This window comes from Kitasatospora putterlickiae (genome assembly GCF_039527695.1).
Classification (GTDB): domain Bacteria; phylum Actinomycetota; class Actinomycetes; order Streptomycetales; family Streptomycetaceae; genus Kitasatospora; species Kitasatospora putterlickiae.
Genome location: NZ_BAAAKJ010000217.1, coordinates 1 through 4240, shown reverse-complemented (window position 1 = coordinate 4240; position 4240 = coordinate 1). Strand labels below are relative to the sequence as shown.

Below are 4240 nucleotides of genomic sequence, written 5' to 3'. Positions count from 1 at the left end.
CTGCGTGGAACGGGACCGGCGTCAGGCCTTCGGGCCGGTGGACTGGACGACGTCGAAGGACCAGAGGGTGGAGCCGGTGGCGGCGGGGCGCTTCGGGGCCTCGCCCTCCGGGGAGGCCGGGCGGTGGGCGGCCTGCATCGGGCCGGCGAGCCAGGCCTGGAAGGACTCCTCGTCGCGCCAGCGGGTGTAGACGAGGTACTGGTCGGTGCCCTCGACGGGGCGGAGCAGCTCGAAGTACTCGAAGCCGTCGGAACCCTCCACCGCGCCGGCGCGGGCGGCGAAGCGCTTCTCCAGTTCCTCCCGCTGCTCAGCGGGGACGGTCAGGACATTGATCTTGACGACGGACACGCCGTACCTCCTCGGGGTTGTTCTGAGAAGGCAGTCTGCTACACCTCACACGATCCACGGCGGGGCCACCCGGTCTCCGGTGTCCAGGTTCACGGCGCGGGACGGGGCCGGGGAGGCGACGACGGCGGTGAAGCCCCCGTCGGTGCGCAGTCGGCGCGGGGCGGCGGCGGGCAGGACGAGGGTGTCGCCGGGCCCGAGGTGGAGTTCCTCGCCGGCCAGTTCGACGGCGGCGGAGCCGGTGAGGAAGGTCCACACCTGCTCGGTGTCCATGGCGTGCCGGGGGCCGGTGCGGGCCGGGGGCATCTCGACGCGCCACACCGCGAGGCCGGTGCCGCCCTGGGTGGGCGAGGCACAGGTGGTCATGACGGCGCTGGGGGTTTCGGTGCGACGGGCGTCGGTGAGGCGGATGACGGACAAGGCCTGGTTTCTCCTCTAGAATGGACAACCTGATTGTCTATATGGTCAATGAGGTTGTCTATCGTGTCAAGTGAGCAGGCCAGGCCGGGTTTTGAGCTGCCGCTTCGGCTGCTGTTCGTGTTCCGGGTGATCATCGACGAGTTGCACGAGCGGCTCGCCCGCGAGGGGCACCCGGACATGCGGCCGATGCACGGGTTCGTCTTCCAGGCGGTCGGGCCGGACGGCATCACCGCCGTCGAGCTGGGCCGGCGGCTCGGGGTGTCCAAGCAGGCGGCCGGCAAGACCGTCGAGCAGCTCGAACGGCTCGGGTACGTCGAGCGCGGCGGCGATCCGGCGGACGCCCGGCGGAAGGTGGTCCGGCTGACGGCGCACGGCGTCGACGGCCTGGCCCGCTCGGCCCGGATCTTCGACGAGCTCCGGGGGGAATGGGCGGAGCGGCTCGGCGGCGAGGAGCGGTTGCGCGGACTGGAGGACGCGCTGCGGACGCTCGCGCCCGGGAACCCGTTCCAGCTGGACACCCCCCGGTGGCTCGGGAGCACCTGACCGTCAGAAGGAGCGGCCCTCGCCGTGGTACGGGGGCTCGGGGCCGACCGGGTCCGGCCGGTCGCGGGCGTCCGCGCAGAGGGAGGACGCCAGCCGGGTGAGCAGTTCGGCGAGGTCGTCGAACTGCTTCTCGTCCCAGTCGCCGAGGAGTTCGGCCAGTTGCTCGCGCCGGGCGGCGACCAGCTGGAGCGCCGCCGCCTCCCCCGGCTCGGTGAGCCGCAGCGGCAGCCCGGCGCTGCGCGCGGCCAGGCCCCGGCCCTCGACCTCGCGCGCCGCCTCCTCCACCACCGCGAACGGGACGACCCGGCGCTCCGCCAGGTCGGCGGGCTCCACCGAGCCGTGATGGTGCATCTGGAGCAGCAGCCAGCTGGAGGCGGGCTTGAGGTCGAGCCCGGCGGTGGCGGTGATCCGCTTGAAGAGGTCGCGCCGGGCCTCCCGGGTGTTCAGCACGGACAGGGCCCGGCCGATCTCGTCCAGCGAGGAGCGCTCCACCGGGTTGAGGCCGATCGACTCGCCGAGGTCGGGGGCGGTCACGGTGCTGCGCAGCTTCTGCTCCCGCAGGAACAGCGACAGGACGAAGGCGACGGCGGCCACCGGCACCGCGTACAGGAAGACCCGGGTGATCGACTCGGCGTAGGCGTGGTGGATCCCGTCCTGGACGGCGGCGGGCAGCACCTCGATGACGCGCGGGTCGGAGGTGATCAACCCGGGGTCGAAGCCGGGCGGCAGCGGGACGCCGGCCAGCGCCTCCCCCAGCCGGCGGTCGAGGCCGGAGGCGAAGACCGTGCCGAAGACGGAGACGCCGACGGAGGCGCCGATGGAGCGGAAGAAGGTGGCGCCGGCGGTGGCGACGCCGAGGTCCTGGTAGCCGACCGAGTTCTGCACGATCAGCACCAGCACCTGCATCACCAGGCCCAGGCCCAGGCCGAAGACCAGGAAGTAGCAGCTCATCACGAAGGTGCTGGTGTGCTCGTCGAGCAGCGAGAGCAGCAGCAGACCGATGGCGGTGATGGCCGAGCCGGCGATCGGGAAGGTCCGGTAGTGACCGGTGCGGGAGACGATCTGACCGGAACCGATCGAAGTGACCAGCATGCCGATCACCATCGGCAGCATATGGACACCGGACACCGTCGGCGAGACACCCATGACGACCTGGAGGAAGGTCGGCAGGTAGGTGAGCGCGCCGAACATCGCGAAGCCGACCACGAAGGAGATGACGGCCACCAGGCTGAACGTCCGGGAGCGGAACAGCCGCAGCGGCAGGACGGGTTCGGCGGCGGTCCGCTCCACCAGCACGAAGGCCAGCAGCAGGAGCAGTCCGAGCACGCCCAGGCCGATGATCTGCCAGGAGTCCCACGCCCAGGTCGTCCCGCCGAGCGAGGTCACCAGCACCACGCAGGTGGCGACGGCGGCGATCAGCGTGGTGCCGAGGTAGTCGATCCGGTGCCGGCGACGGGTCTGCGCCCCGGGCAGCACGGCCGCGACCACCGCGAGGGCGACCACGCCGATCGGCAGGTTGATGTAGAACACCCAGCGCCAGCTGAGGTTGTCGACGAACAGCCCGCCGAGCAGCGGCCCGAGCACGCTGGTGACGCCGAAGACGGCGCCGAAGACGCCCTGGTACCTGCCGCGGTCCCGGGGCGGCACGAGGTCGCCGACGATGGCCTGGGAAAGCACCATCAGCCCGCCGCCGCCCAGGCCCTGGAGGGCGCGGAAGGCGATCAGCTCGCCCATGTTCTGGGCGATGCCGCACAGCACCGAGCCCAGCAGGAAGATCACGATGGAGGCCTGGAAGAACACCTTCCGGCCGTACATGTCGCCGAGCTTTCCCCAGAGCGGGGTGGCCGCGGTGGAGGCGAGCAGGTAGGCGGTGACCACCCAGGAGAGGTGTTCCAGGCCGCCGAGGTCGCTGACGATGGTGGGCAGGGCGGTGGAGACGATGGTCTGGTCGAGCGCCGCGAGCAGCATCGCCAGCAGCAGGGCACCGATCGACACCCACAGACCGCCCCCGGCGGGCTGGGGCGGGCCCGGTTCGCCCGCCGGGACCCGGCCGGACGCGGCGATCGGATCCGTCATGGCGCCTCCGTGTCCGTAGCGGCTCGGTGTTGATCACTCCCGGCTCACCATGGTGTCAGAAATGCACCATTTCGCGCGTTTTCAGTTGAGCCGAACGTAAGACCGTCCGATATCAGGACGCTCGCGCCACCCCATCGACCGTTCACCGGTCCCCGAGACGCCCCAGCCGGCCCCGGGCCCCCACAGCGGGCCGGGCGCCCCTGTCCCCTCTCAGGGACGTCCTGCATAATCAGGCCCGTCGCCGCCTGAACACGAGTCCGACCGCCGCCAGCGTCCGACACCGCCACCGGCACCGAGACCGGGACCGCTACCGACCGAGCAACCGAGGAGGGCCGGCCGATGCCGGACCAGCACTGCCCGACGTGCGGCACCGCACGCTCCGCCGGGTGCGGCTGCCTCGTCCCGGACGGGAGCCTCGACGAGACCGCCGTCCTCCCGCACCTGGAGGGCCCGCCGCTGGTCCGCCCGTACGTGCCGCAGGCCGTCGGCCAGGTCGTGGACGACGGCCCGCCGGCCGACCCGTTCGGCACGACCGTGCTGCCGCCGGTCGGAGCGCCGCCCACGCCGCACGCGCCGCCCGTCGCTCCCCCGCTGGGCCCGGACGCCGACGCCTACGCGACGACCGTGCTGCCGCCCGTCGCCTCCGCCCCGCAGTTCCCGCCACAGCCACAGCCACAGCCACAGCAGCATTCACAGCCGCAGCAGCAGCCGCTCGCCCCCGCCGAGGACCCTGCCGCCGGCCCGGCCGAGGACGAACTCGGCGTGTTCCCGTTCGCCCACGCCGCGCCCGGGGCCGCCGCGCCGACCGCCCGGCGGGCCGCCCGGCGCGCGGCGGAGCAGCAGGAGGCCCGCGGCC

The 4240-nt window shown here is 72.7% G+C and carries 4 protein-coding genes and 1 pseudogene; 2 read left to right on the top strand and 3 right to left on the bottom strand.

Translation table 11 applies throughout. The features are described from left to right. Positions 1-21: 21 nt before the first annotated feature. Complete coding sequence (locus tag ABD308_RS21720) at positions 22-348, bottom strand: antibiotic biosynthesis monooxygenase family protein (protein WP_344337752.1); 327 nt, start codon at positions 346-348, stop codon at positions 22-24. A 45-nt stretch (positions 349-393) separates the two neighbouring features. Continuing rightward, complete coding sequence (locus ABD308_RS21715; RefSeq protein WP_344337750.1) at positions 394-765, bottom strand: cupin domain-containing protein; 372 nt, start codon at positions 763-765, stop codon at positions 394-396. Positions 766-828: 63 nt separating this feature from the next. On the opposite strand from ABD308_RS21715, the gene ABD308_RS21710 reads away from it, so the two are divergent. Then, positions 829-1308: a MarR family winged helix-turn-helix transcriptional regulator gene (locus tag ABD308_RS21710; protein ID WP_344337748.1), complete on the top strand. Its 480-nt coding sequence runs from the start codon at positions 829-831 to the stop codon at positions 1306-1308. Between the two features lie 3 nt (positions 1309-1311). Here the strand turns inward: ABD308_RS21710 and ABD308_RS21705 are convergent, their stop codons facing one another. Further along, positions 1312-3384: an MFS transporter gene (locus ABD308_RS21705; RefSeq protein ID WP_344337747.1), complete on the bottom strand. Its 2073-nt coding sequence runs from the start codon at positions 3382-3384 to the stop codon at positions 1312-1314. 339 nt (positions 3385-3723) lie between these two features. Between ABD308_RS21705 and ABD308_RS21700 the strand changes: the two are divergent. After that, a pseudogene (locus tag ABD308_RS21700) lies at positions 3724-4240 on the top strand (hypothetical protein); the annotation flags it as partial.